The sequence below is a fragment of the Bradyrhizobium sp. UFLA05-112 genome (genome assembly GCF_053572325.1).
In genome coordinates this window covers 64288-79874 of the sequence record NZ_JBANBK010000038.1, presented here as the reverse complement: position 1 = coordinate 79874, position 15587 = coordinate 64288, and the positions used below count along the sequence as shown (strand labels likewise).

The following is a 15587-nucleotide window of genomic DNA, read 5'->3' as shown; positions in this document are numbered from 1 at the left end:
TTCGCCGCAGCTTCGAGATCGGTCTGCGGAGCTCGCAGACCTTCATCCCGGGTAACATTCCTTCCTGAGGCAATACGGGGGGTCAATATTGCAAGCCGAATGACACGCAAGCTGCGCTGGACAAGGCCGAGCGCGAGCATGCGAAGAGGGTCGCGGTCATTCAGGCGGAGGTCGAGGCCCTCGAGAAGCGGTCGCGGGCCGAGGACGACCGGTGGGAAAAGGAAAGAGAGCGGCTGCAGGCCTTACTTCGGCGTGCGCGCGAGTAGGCGAGCTTGTTGCCATCGCGGCGGCCCCTTCCCGAATACGGCGAAATATGAAGGGCGTGGCGCAGTCGAGCTTCGAATGCTCACATGACGAAGGCGATCGCGGCCGCGACGAGCGGGCCAACAATCGCTGACCGAACCCGGGAGCGTTGACACGCTCCCGGCCCGTGGTTTTGGTCATCACCTGCGCACGCATTTTCATCTAGATCGACGCTCCGTGTCAGCCGCGGCGTCGCTGACCTGCGCGTGCGCGGGCTCATCCGACCGACAGCCGCATGAGCTGATCTCGCTGACGTCGGCAGGAGCGAGATGACGTCGAAACTGGCCCCGATCGCCTGGGACCGCCAGAACTACCTGCTATCTGGCCTCAGCCATGAAGAGGCCTTCCTGGTGACCAGCATGGCTGCTCGTTGGTTGAGGTGCCCGCACTTACCGATTGGTGAGCGTACGCAGACCAACTGGGCGCTCAGAAATAACACAACGGCCGAAGGGATCACCGCAGAGGTGTTGCGGCCGCCACATACAGGCGGCGCGACACTGGGAACCATGGCCATTCACGAAATTTCATGAACAGGCTCCACAATCCTCCCGGCGCGAATAGGGCCATCAGAAGCGTCAGCACGCCAAGAATCACGAGGTATGTCGCGCCGTATTGTCCGAACAGCTTGGTCGCGAAGAAGTACAGCAGGGCGCCGATAATCGGACCTTCGATTCTCCCGATTCCGCCGACCATGACGATGAAGATCGATATCGATGCCCAATTCGGGTCAAAGCCGGAATCCGGGTTTATTCGGAGCTGCGCCATGTAGTAGATGGCGCCGGCCAAACCGCTTCCGGCTGCGCCGAGAATAAAAACAATGAAGCGCAGCCGCTTGACGTTGACGCCCTGGCTCTCCGCTGCGATGGGATCGTCGCGGAGTGCCGTCAACGCAATTCCGTGTCGCGATCTAAGAAGCCAATATGTTCCGCCGAGCGTAATCAACAGCAGTAGCGCGCATAGGAGAGTCAGTGCGAACTGGCGTTCGTCCTGGCTGTATCTCGCCATCACTCGCAACGACATTCCGGAGCCGGCATTCAGGAAAGAAGCATTCGCGACCAGCAGTCGCAGGACCTCCGCAACCACCCACGTGCCGATCGCAAAATACGGCCCGTCGAGCCGTCTGAGAAGGAGATAGGAGGGCACGGCAAGAGCGGCCGGCACGGCCACCGAAAGCGGGACTGCTAGGAATGGATTCACGGCGAAGTTGTTCGCGAGGACGAATAGTGCATAGCCGCCGGCTCCGATGAACGCCTGCTGGCCGACCGACACGAGTCCCGCGTAGCCCGCCAGTAGATTCCACATCTGAGCGATCGCCACGAGACAGCTCAGTTCCACAAGCCACCGGATATGACCGCCACTGGCCCAAAAGGGCATCGTCGGAACAGCCAGCACCATCAACAGGGCGAGCGTCAAAGCGATCCGGCTGGATGCCGTCTGGGTCTGCACGCGCGCGGTGGATGCCGTCGTAGACATTTCATTCATCTCCTGGCCAGCAGTCCTTGAGGTCGGGTCGCCAGCGCAAACAAGAACACCAGATGCCCCAGCAAGATGCCCCAACCCGGGTCGATCCTAAAACCTACCACTTGAGCAATGCCGAGCGTCATCGCCCCGAGAAATGCGCCCCAGATCGAACCCATCCCGCCGATGATTACCGACTCGAATGCGTAGATCAGCTGAGCGCCACCATCGGCCGGCGCGACGGTCGTACGGGTCGCTTGAAAAACGGCGGCCATACCGAGGATGCCTACGGCTATCGCCGTGGCACGGGCGTATACCTCCTTGGTATTCACGCCGGACAGGGTCGCCGCAAAATGGTCCGCAGCCGCCGCCCGCAAAGCACGCCCAAACGATGTCAGCCGAAGGACGGCATCTAGGCCGCCCGTCAAGCCCACTGCGCAGCCGAGGATGATCGTGGGCAGCACACCGACAAATAGAGGTCCGATCTGGAAGGACGTCGTGGAGAGCGCGCCTGCGGAGATCGAGCGGGTGTCCGCCGACCAGATCGTCAGCATCAAATTCTCGAGCGCAATCGAGAGCCCGAAGGTTGCGATCAGGGAAGGAAGAGGATCAGTACCGACGACTCGATTCAGTACGCCCCTCTGAAGCAACCATCCTATGATTGCGCCCAGCGGGACGAGCAAGAGAATGATAAATGCAGGACCAAGCCCCCACACTGCAGCAAGTGAAACCCCGATCAGCGCGAGAAGAATGACCAGGTCGCCATGCGCGATGTTTACGATTCTCATGACACCGAACATCAGAGCCATACCGACCGCATACTGAGCGTAGAGGCCGCCAAGGAGTATGCCTTGGACGACAGCATCAACCCACCGCATGATGAACCCCGAAGTAAGCAGCAGTAATCTCGTCCCGCGTGATATCGGAAGCCTTTCCGGTCAATGTTATCCGCCCTTCGAGCATACAATAGATCCGGTCGGCGGATTTCTGAGCGAGCGAAACATCCTGCTCGACAAGGACGATGGCAGTGCCGGCCTGCCGTATTGCCGGCAGCAATTCGTAAATCTCCTTGATCACCTTTGGTGCAAGTCCCAGCGAGATTTCATCGCAAAGTAAGAGCTTGGGCTGGGCCATCAAAGCTCGCCCCAACGCGACCATCTGCTGTTGTCCCCCGGAAAGCTGCTCTACCGCCTGCCGGCGCTTTTCCTTGAGGATCGGAAAAAGGCTATAGACACGATCCAGGCTCCACGACCGCTTGCCAGACGAGCTTGTACCGACCTGATCGGAGGCGACTTGCAAGTTGTCCTCGACGCTCATGCCCATGAAGAGCCGGCGTCCCTCCGGGACCATCACGAGACCGCGCCGGACCAGCTCGTGAGGCACAACACCCGAGGTCGTCACGCCGTCAAATTCGATCATGCCTTTTTGCGAGGGCAACATGCGTGCGAGGACCTTCAACAGTGTCGACTTGCCCGCACCGTTCGCGCCGATCAACGCAACCATCTCTCCCGCCATCACTTCGAAATCGACGGAGAACAACGCCTGGAAGTCGCCGTATCCAGCAACGAGACCTTGCGCGCGGAGGACCCTCTGCCCAGTACTCATGCCTCGATTCCCATGTAGACACGGCGAACTTCCTTGTCAGCCAGCACGGCTTTCGGATCGCCCTCCGCTATCTTTTGGCCGAAGTTGAGCACCAGCATCCGATTAGCAACCGCCAGAATCGCGTGTATGACGTGCTCGATCCAAACGATCGTAACGCCTCGGTCCCTTATTCGCCGGACCAGATCGACGAGGACCGCCGACTCGGCTTCGGTAAGGCCGCCCGCAATCTCGTCAAGCAGGAGCAATTTTGGCTCGCCGGCCACCGCGCGAGCTAGCTCGAGCCGCTTCCGATCAAGGAGAGTGAGCGAGCCGGCTGGAGTATTCGCTCGCCCATCCAGTCCGCAATCCTGAAGTATCGCCGCACAGCGATGGTACGCGTCACGCTCCCTTCGCCCTGCCGAGAACATCGCTGCGACCAGCAGGTTCTCAAATGCCGACATGGCCGAATATGGACGCGGAATCTGATATGTGCGCCCGATTCCACGACGAGCCCGCTCGAATGGCGGCTCTCGCTCCAGTGATGCACCGAGGAATTCGAGCCGGCCCTCGTCCATTCGAACGTCGCCTCCGATCAAATTGAACAGCGTCGTCTTGCCGGCCCCGTTAGGCCCTAAAATGCCGAGTACCTCGCCGTCCAGAACGTCGAAATCGACATTATCTGTCACGCGCAGAGCGCCGTACGATTTTGACAGCCCCCGTGCAGAGAGGATGACCGCGCTCATCGCACCCTCCCCTGCTCCGGGCCCCGTGTCAGCTGCGCCAAGGAAGTGGCTCCAGCTTGCCCTGCGGCGGCATGATTGGATAAAGCGCGGTCTCGATAATCTTCAGATCGTAGGGCCACTTGCTGCCCTTGACCCACTGGCCGCCGAGGATTGGCGTTTTCGCAACGTTCGGATGCGGACCAGCACCGAACTTGATCGGACCGACGAGCGTCTGAAGATCGATTGCCTTCAGCGCATCACGATTGGCCTCGCGACTCAGCGGATCGGCCGACCTCTTCAGGGTATCGATGACGATCTCCCAGATCGCGTGGGAGTAGCCGAGCGGCTGCGTCCATTGCTTGCCGGTCTTGGCCTCCCAGGCCTTCGCGATGTCCGCCGACGATTCGCCGGTCAGAGACGACTTGAAGGGAAACGCCGGCGTCCACCAGACCTCGGTGCTCATGCCGATCCCGAGGTCTCCAATCGCTTCGACGTTCGAGGCGAACAAGAGGCCCGCCGCAGCCGTGACGACCGGCGGCTTGAAATTCTGCTGGGCGCATTGGGTGATCAAGGTGCGGAGATCGGCCGGATAGACGAGGCCACCGAGAATTCCGCACTTGGCATCGCGGAATGCGGCGATCTGAGACGAGAAATCGTTGGTACGCGGTTGATAAAGGCTCGGGGTAATAACCTCAAAGCCCTTCTTCGACATCGAAGGTGGCAGACCGATCTTCTTGTCTCCCCAGACTTCGCCATCGGTATTCCGGGGCAGGATCAATCCTACCTTACGGTTTGTGTCTGCGCTGTCCCAAATATTGACAAAGGTGGCGATGATGTCTTCGAGACCCCAGAAGAAATGATACGTCCAGTCAAAGGACTTGTTCGCTCCGCCGCGAGGCATGATCACGGCTTGCCAAGGCGCCGTGGAGGAGACGCAGGGAGTTCCGTACAGTTCGGCCTGCTCGGCGACAGACAAGCCGACGTCGGTCGTGGACGCCGGAATGATCATATGGACCTTTTCGTTCTGGATGAGCTCGCCGGCCAATTCCGCAGCCCGATTGGGATTGGATTGGGCATCGCGATCGACGATCTCGACCGTGTAGGTCTTACCCCTGATTTCGAGTCCTTTAGCGAGAAGGCCGCGCACCCATTCGAGAGAATATTTGTCCGTCTCACCAAATTGGCTGAGCTGCCCGGTAATCGGGCTGATATAACCGAGCTTGATCGTTCCGGAATTCGCCGCTCGAACAACCGCCGGCGCAGCAAGACTTGCGGCTCCGACCCCGATGCCGGTCAAGACTGTTCTACGGCTGACTTTAGTATCGAAAGTGGACATCATTTCCTCCTGTCGAATTGTTATGGTCTGACCAAGATTTTGCACTGATTGGTACGATGCTTGAGCTTTTCAAAAGCGGGGGGCATGTCGATTAAGCTCACCTCTTCGGTGATCATCGCCGCGGGTTGGCTTGCACCGCGATCAAATGCGTCGACCGATCGCGTGAAGTCCGCGACGTCGTAGAACGCCGCCATCTGCACACGCACTTCCTTGTTCAGAGCGCCGAATGGCATGAAGGTGTCCTGGGTGGTGCACAGGCCCAGAACCAAAACCGTTCCGCGCGGCCGCACGTGATCGATCGCCCGCTGAATCAGGCCCGGTTTGCCGACACATTCGAAAACGATGTCCGGCGGACCACCGAGGGCCAGCGCAGACGCACTCGCTCCCGCATCCTCCGGATCAAGAAAGATGTCAGCACCCATTGTGTGGGCGAGCTCTGCACGGGTCATCGTCGACGCCGTCCCCGCAATCAAGCCGGCGCCAAGGCGTCGGGCCCAAAAAATCGTAGCAAGGCCGACCGGCCCAGCACCGATCACCAGCACGCGGGCGCCTGGCTGCATCTCCGCCTTCAGGACACCATGCAGTCCAACCGCCATGGGTTCTACTAGCGCCCCTTCCTCGATCCCAACCGTGGAAGGCAGCTTCACGCACTGCCGTTCATGAACTGCGGTGAATTGCGCGTAGCCGCCGCCATGCAGCTGCATTTCGAGGCAGGCAGCGGGTCTTCCCGACAGGCATGCGGCACATCTTCCGCAGGACGCGATCGGCACCACACTGACGCGGTCTCCGACCTTCAGATGCTGTACACCGCGGCCAAGTTCGACGACTTCGCCTGTGAACTCGTGCCCGAGCACCGCACCATCGGGAATGCAGAAAATCGGATCCTCGGTCATATGAAGATCGCTTCCGCATATGCCGCAACGCTGGACCTTGACGAGCACCTGGCCCGGGCCCGGCTTTGGCTCGGCGACCTCTTCAATCGTAAGCGGACGTCCAACCCCGTTGAATATCGCAGCCAACATCTTCACTTCCCTCAGAGCTTGATCATGAAACGCGAACGCGCCAACACGCGGCTGTCGCGGTGGATCCGACGTCCGCATCGGTAGAGCCGCGCGTCATCGGCGCGAACGTCAGATCCAGCACCACATTCAAGTTCTTTCGGTTTCTGGTGCCCTTTTGGTTCTGACGTTCGTGAACGAGCCTGCCGCAACTCGATACGAGTCTCAGAACAGGGTCACTAACCCGCCCCCGTGACCGACCAGCCACCGTCTACACGGAATGCCGCACCGGTGACGTAGCGGCTCTCATCCGACGATAAGTAGAGGATCATCTCGGCAACATCTTCCGGAACGCCACGCTTGCCGAATGGCACGCTCGCGCAGAGCATCTGCTCGACCTCTGCATCGGTTTTTCCGGTGTTCTTCGCAAATTCAGCGAAAATCGTGTCCGTCATTCGCGTCTTGATGATGCCGGGATGGACGGAATTGCAGCGGACGCGCTTTCCATCCGCCGCCCCGATAATCGCCAGCGAACGGGTCATTTGCTCGACGCCGGCCTTGCTTGCGCCGTACGCCATCAGCGTCGGTGTTCCCATGAACGATACGATCGACGAGATGTTGACGATGGCACCGTCGCCGCACTCGATCATTGCCGGCATGGCCGCCTTGCAGCCGAGGAACGTGCCGTCAAGATTGATCGAAATGACCTTCTTCCAGGCGTCGTAGCTGGTATTTATCCCACCTCCTCCGGAGGCGTCGCCCTCGATGCCAGCGGCGTTGACGAGAATGTCGATTCGCTTATGTCTTGCCAGGATTCCGTCAACCACCTTCTTCCAGGCAGCTTCATTCGAGACGTCCAGGTGTTGATACTCGCCGCCAATCTCCGCGGCCAGCGCCTCCCCGGCCTTGTCCGATACGTCCGCAATGACAACCTGCGCGCCCTCGCGCGCGAGCGTCCGCGCTGTCGCCCCACCGAGGCCGCCGGCCCCGCCCGTCACCAGCGCAACCTTGTTCTTCACTCTCATCAAATCCTCCATCTTCCCGGCTTTTCCGCCCGCCTTTTCGATCAGAATCCGGGCGGAAGGCACATCAGCTCAATGTAGATGTTGTCGAAACCCACGGTGTAGATGGCCTCCACACCGCCGTGCTCCACGACCCGCTGGACCGGGCCGACCGGCTCAAAGCCGGCCTTCCTCAATCGTTCTGCGATGTCTTCGATTCCGACTACACTGAGCGAAAGGTGCATGTGCCCCGGATCGGATGGGCGCAGATCAGACGTTTTTCTTTGCTCGGGCTTCATGTACTCGAGCAATTCTACGCGGTGTCCACCTGGGAGGTCCGCAAACGCAATCTTGATGCGCGCTCCCTCGACCCCCGTAATTCGCTCGAACACCGGCAGGTCGGCCATGATCGGGGCGGTGACTTGCGCCCCGAGAACATCGCGGAAGAAGCGCGTCGCCGTTTCCAGGCTTGAGACGGTTACACCGGTGTGCGCAACAGAGAGGATTTGGCCGGTCATTTTCCGGTCTCCACATCCACCACACAAACCTCCTGGCCGACCTGAGCAACGGTGCCGGTCGGGACCAGGATTTCGAGCACCTTGCCGCTGGCAGTCGCCTCAAAATCCTGGGTCACCTTGTCCGTCTCGAACGAATACAGGGCGTCGCCTGCGTGAAATGCCTCTCCCGCACCCTTGTGCCATTCGACGATGGTCGCCTCCGACATGTTCATGCCTACCTTGCCGAGCTTCAATCTGATCTTCATGCGCCGTCGCCCTTCAAGCCAGCAGACGTCGCACGGTCGCTTCCACCTTCTCGGCAGTCGGCAGGACGGCGAGTTCAGCGGCAGGAGCGTACGGAATGGCGACGTCGGGGATGTTGACCTTCTTCACCGGCGCCTTCAGCAGTGAGAAGCCCTTGTCAGCGGCGATCGAGGCAATATGACTCCCCGCACCGCATCGGTCCCGACTCTCGTCAACCACGACAAGACGTCCCGTCTTGGCGAGCGATTTCAGAATGGCATCTTCGTCGATCGGCGCGACGGTCCGCAGGTCAATGACCTCAGCCTCGATGCCTGACTTGGCCAGTGACGCTGCCGCGTCGAGCGACCACTTCATCGCAGAACCGAATGAGACGATCGTTACGTCCCTACCTTCACGCGCGACCGCGGCTTTGCCGAACGGAACGATATAGTCGCCGTCAGGTACCTCACCCATTTGTCCGCCTCGGGCTGCGGCCTCAAGGAAGAAGCAGGGGTCCTTGCTTCGGAGAGCCGTTTTCAGAAGCCCTTTCGCGTCGGCTGCATTGGAAGGCATTGCGACATTGATGCCGCCCAGGTTCATGAGCACCGGATGTGCGCTGTCGCTATGTTGTGCCGCGTTAGATCCGCCTCCGCCATAGCAAGCCAGGAACGTCACGGGGATATCGAGCTGCCCTCCGGTCATGAGGCGCATCTTCGAAATCTGGTTCGCGATCGCATCGAAGCCGGTGTAGACGAAGTTCGCGAACATCATGTGCAGGACGACGTGATAGCCGGCAGCAGTCGCACCGAGCGCCATCGCCGTAAGGGAAGCCTCGCAGATCGGCGTGTTGCGAACGCGGTTGTGACCGAACTTTCCGACGAGACCTCGAGTGTCGCCCATGATCGCGAGTTCGACGTCCTCGCCGATCACGATGATGTTTTCGTTTCGCTCCATTTCCTCGAACAGAGCTTCGTTGATTGCTTGGGTCAGGTACTTTTTGCTGGCCATCGTTCACGCCTCCTGGTCAGCGAACATTAGCGATTGGGAAAGAGCCACATCGGCATCGGAGCCGGCAGCCGCGTAGGCCACGGCGGCATCGACAATGCCGGTGACCTTGGTGCGAAGCGCATCAATCTCCGGGGTGTCGGCTATGCCGGTATCCTTCAAGTAAGTCGCGAACCGGAAGATCGGGTCGCGCTCGGGAACTTGCCAGTCTGCAATTTCCTGCTTGGCTCGGTAGGTTCCTCCACCAAGCATCGCTTCCTCGGCTTCAAGATGACCGCGAATTCGATACGTCTTCGCTTCGATATACGAAGGTCCACCGCCGCGCCGTGCGCGATCGACAGCTTTCGTCATCGCGGCTTGCACAGCCAGGACGTCGTTACCGTCAACCAGCTCGGTCGGCATGAAAGCTTTCGCGCGATCAATCAACTGACCGCCCGTCACCGTGTGCGATACGGTGAATTCGGAGAGACCGTTGTTTTCGCAGAACAGCACGAGAGGCAGCCCCCATGCCGAGGAGATGTTCATGCTTTCCATGAAGGTCCCCTGGTTGGCAGCGCCATCGCCGAAGAAGCAAACCGCGAGACGACCATCACCGCGAAGTTTGGCTCCGAAGGCGGCGCCCGTCGCGATGCCGAAACCGCCGCCGACGATTCCGTTCGCGCCGAGAATGCCCTTGGAGAAATCCGCAACGTGCATAGAGCCGCCCATGCCCTTGCAGATGCCTTGCTGCTTGCCCCAGATCTCGGCGAACATTCCTTTCAGGTCGCCGCCCTTTGCGAGAAAGTGGCCGTGACCGCGGTGTGTACTGGTGATCCAATCTCGATCGTCGAGGACCGAACAGGCCCCTACGGCGCATGCTTCCTGGCCGATGTAGAGATGCACCGCTCCCGGCAATTCACCGTTCTTGGCGAATCTGGCGAGTCGCTCCTCCGAGAAACGGATGAGCAACATTCTCTCCATCAGATCCAGGTACGCGCTCTTGTTGCCGCCGGACGGGCCTGCCATGTTCTTTCTCTCTTGCATAATTTGAGTGTGGTAGCGGTAGACGGGGCGCTGCTTTCAGACGCGCGCCGGAGACGTCTGAATATGCGCTAGCTAGCCGCCGCGATGATCGAGCTCACCGAACTTCCTCCCTCGGCTGCAACTGCAGCCTTTGTCATCTTTTCTGGAGGGAAAAATAGCTTGGCGCGGTGTCTCTGAAACTGTCAGGGGCTGCACAAAATCATTGTGCTGGACTGCAATGATCTCCGTTAAGCAAGAACGCGGGATGCCAGCCGCGACAGACGCGCAAGACCACACGAGCGCCAACGCAGACGCCATATGGGCTCGGCTCGTCAGTTGATGGCTAGCTCAACGCGGTGGTTCGATAGCTCGAAGGCGTAATGCCTGTCGCTTCCTTGAAACGACGACAGAAATGACTGGGCTCGCTGTATCCCGCGCGGAAAGCGATTTCATTGACACTCACGCGGCGAAAGCGCTCGTCGGCCAGCATCCGCATCGCCGTTTCTAGCCGGATCCCTTGCAACTCGCGGCCATAGCTGGTCCCGGCCTGCGCAAACAATGCGTGCAGATATCGGACGGAAATGCCCAATTCCTCGGCCAGCGTCGAAGCACTCAATTCCTGGTCGTTCGAGAGATCCCGAAGCGCCTCTCTCACTCGCTCGTACAATCGGTGGGAATGCGGACTGCGATCGGATTCTGGCGGGCTCAACGCCAGCTGGAACACACCGAGAATTTGTTCAGCGAGGCGCGACTTGAACTCGTTCGACGCCTCAGTGGCCTGCACCATGCCGTGGATCAGGCTGACCAGCGCAACGCCGATTGGGCTACCGCAATCCACAGGACGTGCGACGGCTAAGTCGGGATTCGGAATCCGCGCCGCCAGCCATTTTGACGGGATGTGAATGGAGACGTTACGGCTCGGTCCTTTCATGGGGATCGAGTACGGCCGGCTACCATCGATGAGAACGCATTGTTCGGAACGAAGCCCAACCTCGCTCCCCGCATGAACGAGCATGGCATCACATTGGCTGAAATAGACCAGCTCGAACTGTTGACGAGAACTCCGGGCAATGATGGATCGGGATCTTCTGAGGGTCTGGCTTGAGCCCACCTCGATCTTGCTGAATCCTATCGGGCCGCAAGCCGATTGACTCATACTGGCACAAAAGGGCCGGTCGTCGCAGACATCGATCTCGAGCTCGATGACAGCATCACAAACTGCTTCGCGCCAATAGGCAATCTCACGGCCCGGTGCCGCGGTCGTCGTCCATGTTCGATCGCCCATCGTATGACGCCTCCCTGGAACACCAAGACGATATCACGGCAGACCGTCGCCGGGCCAGCAAGGACTGGGGGTAAGGGTACCCTAAAATGGATAGTGCTGGTTCGGGTCCTCGACGGTGATCCAGCGAAGATCCGTGAACTCGCTAACGGCCCCTTTGCCGCCGAACCGTCCGTAGCCCGATGCCTTCACGCCACCGAATGGCATCTGCGGCTCGTCCGACACCGTGGGTCCGTTAATGTGGCAGATGCCACTCTCGATGCGATTGGCGACCGACATGGCACGCTGAATATCCCGGCTGAATACCGCCGCAGCCAAGCCGTATTCGGTATCATTGGCGACGAGGACGGCCTCTTCATCTCCGTCAACACGAATGATGGGCTTTACCGGCCCGAAGCTTTCCTCGGAGTATATTCGCATGTTCGACTTGACGTGGTCGACCACCGTCGCCTCTTGAATTGCGCCGCTTCGTCCACCGCCGGCGATGATCCTGCCGCCCTTTACCTTCGCGTCGGCAATCAGGTCGTCCATCTTTTTGCCGGCACCAGGCATTGCGAGACCACCGAGTACAACATGCCCGCGAGGGTCCCCAGCCGGAAGTGACCTGGCCCGCTCCGCAAATTTCTCGGCAAACTGGTCTGCAATCTTGGCGTCAACGACAATTCGTTCCGTCGACATGCAAATTTGCCCCTGATTCATGAAGCATCCGAAGATCGCTGCATTGACCGCCGCATCCACGTCGGCATCGTCGAGCACGACAAGAGGAGCTTTGCCGCCAAGTTCGAGAAGGGCAGGTTTCAGGTTTTCCGCAGCAAGCCGCGCCACGATACGCCCGACCCGCGTCGACCCGGTGAAGTTGACATGCCTCACCTGAGGCGCGGCGATCAACGCTGCGACAACCGTCGCAGCTTCTTCCGGGGCGTTCGAAATGACGTTGATGACTCCCGGCGGCAGGCCAGCATCGACGAAGCATTGCGCGATCAGGCGGTGCAGCGCTGGACAGAGCTCCGATGATTTCAGAACGATGGTATTTCCGCAAGCAATGGGCATTGCAACAGCGCGCGTGCCGAGAATCACAGGTGCATTCCAAGGCGCTATGCCAAGGCAGACGCCCTTCGGCTTGGCCATGGACATCGCGAAGGTGCCGGGCTTGTCGGAGGGGATGACCTCTCCCTTGGCCTGCGTCACTGTCGCTGCGGCTTCACGGATGATGTTCGCCGCAAGCATGACGTTGAAACCGATCCACGGCCCCGTGGCTCCGGTCTCCGCAATCCCCAGTCGGATGAAGTCATTCGTACGCGATTCCATGATATTCGCGGCATCGTTCAGCACCTTTCGGCGCACGCCCGGACCGACCTGGGACCAATCGACAAACGCGCGTGCTGCAGATTCGACTGCATTGAGAGCGTCCTTGACAGAAGCGGCGGCGGCCTCTGATGCGACCTCGCCAGTTACTGGATTGAGACGGGAATATGTACGTCCCTCGCTGGCACGAGCTGCGGCGCCGTTGATCATGAGGTCGATCGGCATTTTGGAGATCTCCCGGAAACTTTTTATTGATGTCGAGCTAGGGCCTTTGGCTGGGAGCCGTCCGGACCTGACGATTTGTCACGCAGCGCGGATAGGTCGCGATGTTTGCATTGCAGCAAAACAAGGCGCGTCCCTAACCCACCCAGGGGTGTTAACCACGCGAAATCCAATGTTTGCCAACTACGCCTCTCGACCCGGCTTTTCTCCGTCTGGGAGTGCACAATCGTATTGCCCCCCGCTGCAGCCGGCGACGGGAACGCAGATCCGAGAGCTGCGCCCCCAGCGTCTAAAGGAGCCTAAACCCTGAGCTGATTGCGAAGCGAATGGAACGGGCAAGCGCTTGCGGCGACCATTCGCGGTTCACGATGCTGGCCAGTTGCCTCACCGTTCAGCCGGGCGCGCTCTGGCGCACTTAGTTTTGGGTCCGGAAGAACATTCTCCGCCATCCAAACCTTCACGAAGAGCACGCGCTTGATCAGCCACGCCACGACCGGATTCGGATCCCCCATCTGATGTAAATCGCGGATACGCTTCGACTGCACCGTCAGAACGATCTGCCGGCCGAGCCCCCAAAGCGGCCTTGGAATCCGAGCTTCGTTGAACTGGTCGATCACATACGCAGCTAATTCCTTGCCCGCTTCGGTCTTGGGCCAGGGGCGCCCCTCGAACTCATCGACAAACCTCTCCATTGCGGCGAAGTCGTCGGGATATCCCTGCACATAACCATCCGGCCCGCGCATCTTCTCCATGATTCCGCGCCAGAACAGGTGTGCCGCGATCTGTTGATTCTTCGTAAAGCCCGGCAGTCCTAGGAATAGCCGGAATCGGTGCAGGAATGTCCCAAGCCAAGCCGTCGTGTAGATGAAATCGTCGTTGGTGAAGGCCTCGACGACAAGCTTTGACATCGCCTCATGGATGCGATTGACCTGTTCGAGCGATCGCCACGTTTCTACGTGCTCAGGCCCGTATTCGAACCACCGCCAGAAATGTGAAAGCGTGTCGTTGGCGCGTTCGTGTTTCAGGTCCTTGGCCTTGCGGCTGCGGCGCATCAGCAGTTCGCTACCAAACGGACTCTGAGTGAAACGCGGCATCCCCGTCGCATAGAGAAGATTTACCAGGTCTCATCCGCATAGTAGATGATGGTTCCCGAACTGACCGGTGGAGCAATTCGCGTGCAGAGCCTCTTCGAACATCCCTTCGTCTGCCTCGTTCGAGAGAATCATCCCGACTTCGGTCGAAAAATGACGCTACGACAATATTCGCAAGCCCGGCATATCGGTCTCGTCGGAGAGGGGCACAGCCAAAGAAAGTTCGAGACAATGATCAAGAAGTCGGGCATCGAGCGAAATATTGCGTTCCGATCGCAACATCACTTCATGAATATTCCCTTTATCGTGCGAGATAGCGACCTGGTCGCGACCGTTCCAAAGGTCATCGCGGTCGCGTTCGAGAACTTGTCAGGGCTGCGGGCACTGTGGCCCCATTTTCGATTCCGCACATTCCCATCAAGCAGTATTGGCACCAAAAAGTCGCTGGCGACCCCGCACAGATCTGGCTGCGAAAGACGACGAGCCAACTATTCCTCAACAAGGATCCTACGCGGCATGTGCGAGTCGAAGGGCGCAACTCTTATCGGAAAGGATAGATTCCATATCCGAATCCACAGCGCCTCGGATGCCAAGGAGGAGCGGGAGTCAATTCGCTAAATTTTCAGAGTCCATTACACTTGGCGCTTGCTCACGCGGTCTCCCATCCCAAGTCGTTCGTTGAAAGCGTCGCGAAGGCTCAGCCCGCGTCCTGCGCGACCAGGACTTGCCCCGGCTGTGCTTCGAACCAGAGCTGGGCTCCTCGGCGCCTCCAATCCTTAGCTCCATAGACCTTCAAGTACCCGCGCTACTTCCGCCGGCTTCTGAAGAGGGACCCAATGTCCCGCTCGGAATTTAACGATCACTTCGGAAGCCGATGCCTGACCGAGGCTGTCGGCAAATCGGTGAGGCAAGAACTCGTCCTCGTAGCCCCATATAACCATGCTGGGCGAGGTGATGTTCTTGAGGTCCGGATACCATTCCTCACCCATTCGGGAGGCGGACCGATAGAGTTTCAGAACGCAATCCTTCATCACTGCGTCGAAGAATCTCGTCGAACTTTCCGCTTCTTCGCGCGGCACCTTTGCATCGATGAGTTGCTTTACGAAGCCTTCGACTGTCATTTCCGCCATCATGGCTTCCCCAACTCCCGGGGTCTCGCAGGCTTTGGCAAATGGATGAGGCTCATATTCAGGATCGATCGGTCCGCTGATCCCTGTCCAGGTGCGGATCAGATCGGGTCGCAGAGCCGCTACCCGCGAGGTTAGAATGCAGCCAAAGTCATGGCCGACGAGATCGACTGGATCACCGACCGCCTCAATCTGAGCGATCAGCCAGTCCACATACTCCTCCTTGGTCGCAGAGAACCCCTCAGGGACCGGGCTGTCGAACCCCGGCAGTTTGACCGCGATGACATCTTTGCGTTGCAGATGTTGGCAAACGCGATTCCATAGGCGATCAGTGTCGGGTACACCGTGAACGAGAACAGCGGGCATCTTCTTAATTCCTTCTGTCTAGAGGTACTTGGGGGAGAGGATCAT

Annotated in this window: 16 protein-coding genes; 1 reads left to right on the top strand and 15 read right to left on the bottom strand. The window is 59.3% G+C overall.

Annotated elements, in window-relative coordinates:
• Positions 1-756: 756 nt before the first annotated feature.
• The 14 genes from SO180_RS22340 to SO180_RS22275 form a co-directional block, all read right to left on the bottom strand.
• Positions 757-1776, bottom strand: coding sequence for a branched-chain amino acid ABC transporter permease (locus SO180_RS22340; RefSeq protein ID WP_449380988.1), 1020 nt, complete (start codon positions 1774-1776; stop codon positions 757-759).
• Between the two features lie 5 nt (positions 1777-1781).
• Positions 1782-2639, bottom strand: coding sequence for a branched-chain amino acid ABC transporter permease (locus SO180_RS22335; RefSeq protein ID WP_449380987.1), 858 nt, complete (start codon positions 2637-2639; stop codon positions 1782-1784).
• A complete protein-coding gene (locus SO180_RS22330; protein WP_449380986.1) occupies positions 2626-3366 on the bottom strand; it encodes an ABC transporter ATP-binding protein in 741 nt (246 codons plus the stop codon). Before SO180_RS22330 ends, SO180_RS22335 begins: the two co-directional genes overlap by 14 nt.
• Positions 3363-4088 (bottom strand): ABC transporter ATP-binding protein, encoded by a 726-nt coding sequence (locus SO180_RS22325; RefSeq protein ID WP_449380985.1) that lies wholly within the window; start codon positions 4086-4088, stop codon positions 3363-3365. Before SO180_RS22325 ends, SO180_RS22330 begins: the two co-directional genes overlap by 4 nt.
• Before the next feature lie 28 nt (positions 4089-4116).
• Positions 4117-5403 (bottom strand): ABC transporter substrate-binding protein, encoded by a 1287-nt coding sequence (locus SO180_RS22320; protein ID WP_449380984.1) that lies wholly within the window; start codon positions 5401-5403, stop codon positions 4117-4119.
• 20 nt (positions 5404-5423) lie between these two features.
• Positions 5424-6425, bottom strand: coding sequence for an alcohol dehydrogenase catalytic domain-containing protein (locus SO180_RS22315; protein WP_449380983.1), 1002 nt, complete (start codon positions 6423-6425; stop codon positions 5424-5426).
• Positions 6426-6640: 215 nt separating this feature from the next.
• Positions 6641-7426: an SDR family oxidoreductase gene (locus SO180_RS22310; protein WP_449380982.1), complete on the bottom strand. Its 786-nt coding sequence runs from the start codon at positions 7424-7426 to the stop codon at positions 6641-6643.
• Between the two features lie 41 nt (positions 7427-7467).
• Positions 7468-7920: a VOC family protein gene (locus tag SO180_RS22305; RefSeq protein ID WP_449380981.1), complete on the bottom strand. Its 453-nt coding sequence runs from the start codon at positions 7918-7920 to the stop codon at positions 7468-7470.
• Positions 7917-8165, bottom strand: a complete 249-nt coding sequence (locus tag SO180_RS22300) for a biotin/lipoyl-containing protein (RefSeq protein WP_449380980.1) — start codon at positions 8163-8165, stop codon at positions 7917-7919. The genes SO180_RS22305 and SO180_RS22300 overlap by 4 nt, the downstream gene beginning before the upstream one ends.
• A gap of 13 nt (positions 8166-8178) precedes the next feature.
• Positions 8179-9150 carry an alpha-ketoacid dehydrogenase subunit beta gene (locus tag SO180_RS22295; RefSeq protein ID WP_449380979.1) on the bottom strand — a complete coding sequence of 324 codons (972 nt, stop codon included), beginning with the start codon at positions 9148-9150 and terminating at the stop codon, positions 8179-8181.
• Between the two features lie 3 nt (positions 9151-9153).
• Complete coding sequence (locus SO180_RS22290) at positions 9154-10152, bottom strand: thiamine pyrophosphate-dependent dehydrogenase E1 component subunit alpha (RefSeq protein WP_449380978.1); 999 nt, start codon at positions 10150-10152, stop codon at positions 9154-9156.
• A gap of 340 nt (positions 10153-10492) precedes the next feature.
• The gene (locus SO180_RS22285; RefSeq protein ID WP_449380977.1) at positions 10493-11434 is read right to left on the bottom strand and encodes a helix-turn-helix domain-containing protein; all 942 of its coding nucleotides are present in this window, start codon (positions 11432-11434) and stop codon (positions 10493-10495) included.
• 81 nt (positions 11435-11515) lie between these two features.
• A complete protein-coding gene (locus tag SO180_RS22280) occupies positions 11516-12961 on the bottom strand; it encodes an aldehyde dehydrogenase (protein WP_449380976.1) in 1446 nt (481 codons plus the stop codon).
• Positions 12962-13257: 296 nt separating this feature from the next.
• Positions 13258-14052: a hypothetical protein gene (locus tag SO180_RS22275; RefSeq protein ID WP_449380975.1), complete on the bottom strand. Its 795-nt coding sequence runs from the start codon at positions 14050-14052 to the stop codon at positions 13258-13260.
• A 45-nt stretch (positions 14053-14097) separates the two neighbouring features.
• Here SO180_RS22275 and SO180_RS22270 point away from each other — a divergent pair, with 45 nt between their 5' ends.
• Positions 14098-14667, top strand: coding sequence for a type 2 periplasmic-binding domain-containing protein (locus SO180_RS22270; RefSeq protein WP_449380974.1), 570 nt, complete (start codon positions 14098-14100; stop codon positions 14665-14667).
• Between the two features lie 158 nt (positions 14668-14825).
• Here SO180_RS22270 and SO180_RS22265 read toward each other — a convergent pair whose 3' ends face one another.
• Complete coding sequence (locus SO180_RS22265; protein ID WP_449380973.1) at positions 14826-15542, bottom strand: alpha/beta fold hydrolase; 717 nt, start codon at positions 15540-15542, stop codon at positions 14826-14828.
• Positions 15543-15587: the final 45 nt, after the last annotated feature.

What these genes read in the sequence shown, in the direction of transcription:
- SO180_RS22340 (WP_449380988.1), bottom strand. Translation starts at nt 1,776, where the DNA reads ATGTCTACGACGGCATCCACCGCGCGCGTGCAGACCCAGACGGCATCC.
- SO180_RS22335 (WP_449380987.1), bottom strand. Translation starts at nt 2,639, where the DNA reads ATGCGGTGGGTTGATGCTGTCGTCCAAGGCATACTCCTTGGCGGCCTC.
- SO180_RS22330 (WP_449380986.1), bottom strand. Translation starts at nt 3,366, where the DNA reads ATGAGTACTGGGCAGAGGGTCCTCCGCGCGCAAGGTCTCGTTGCTGGA.
- SO180_RS22325 (WP_449380985.1), bottom strand. Translation starts at nt 4,088, where the DNA reads ATGAGCGCGGTCATCCTCTCTGCACGGGGGCTGTCAAAATCGTACGGC.
- SO180_RS22320 (WP_449380984.1), bottom strand. Translation starts at nt 5,403, where the DNA reads ATGTCCACTTTCGATACTAAAGTCAGCCGTAGAACAGTCTTGACCGGC.
- SO180_RS22315 (WP_449380983.1), bottom strand. Translation starts at nt 6,425, where the DNA reads ATGTTGGCTGCGATATTCAACGGGGTTGGACGTCCGCTTACGATTGAA.
- SO180_RS22310 (WP_449380982.1), bottom strand. Translation starts at nt 7,426, where the DNA reads ATGAGAGTGAAGAACAAGGTTGCGCTGGTGACGGGCGGGGCCGGCGGC.
- SO180_RS22305 (WP_449380981.1), bottom strand. Translation starts at nt 7,920, where the DNA reads ATGACCGGCCAAATCCTCTCTGTTGCGCACACCGGTGTAACCGTCTCA.
- SO180_RS22300 (WP_449380980.1), bottom strand. Translation starts at nt 8,165, where the DNA reads ATGAAGATCAGATTGAAGCTCGGCAAGGTAGGCATGAACATGTCGGAG.
- SO180_RS22295 (WP_449380979.1), bottom strand. Translation starts at nt 9,150, where the DNA reads ATGGCCAGCAAAAAGTACCTGACCCAAGCAATCAACGAAGCTCTGTTC.
- SO180_RS22290 (WP_449380978.1), bottom strand. Translation starts at nt 10,152, where the DNA reads ATGGCAGGCCCGTCCGGCGGCAACAAGAGCGCGTACCTGGATCTGATG.
- SO180_RS22285 (WP_449380977.1), bottom strand. Translation starts at nt 11,434, where the DNA reads ATGGGCGATCGAACATGGACGACGACCGCGGCACCGGGCCGTGAGATT.
- SO180_RS22280 (WP_449380976.1), bottom strand. Translation starts at nt 12,961, where the DNA reads ATGCCGATCGACCTCATGATCAACGGCGCCGCAGCTCGTGCCAGCGAG.
- SO180_RS22275 (WP_449380975.1), bottom strand. Translation starts at nt 14,052, where the DNA reads ATGCCGCGTTTCACTCAGAGTCCGTTTGGTAGCGAACTGCTGATGCGC.
- SO180_RS22270 (WP_449380974.1), top strand. Translation starts at nt 14,098, where the DNA reads ATGATGGTTCCCGAACTGACCGGTGGAGCAATTCGCGTGCAGAGCCTC.
- SO180_RS22265 (WP_449380973.1), bottom strand. Translation starts at nt 15,542, where the DNA reads ATGCCCGCTGTTCTCGTTCACGGTGTACCCGACACTGATCGCCTATGG.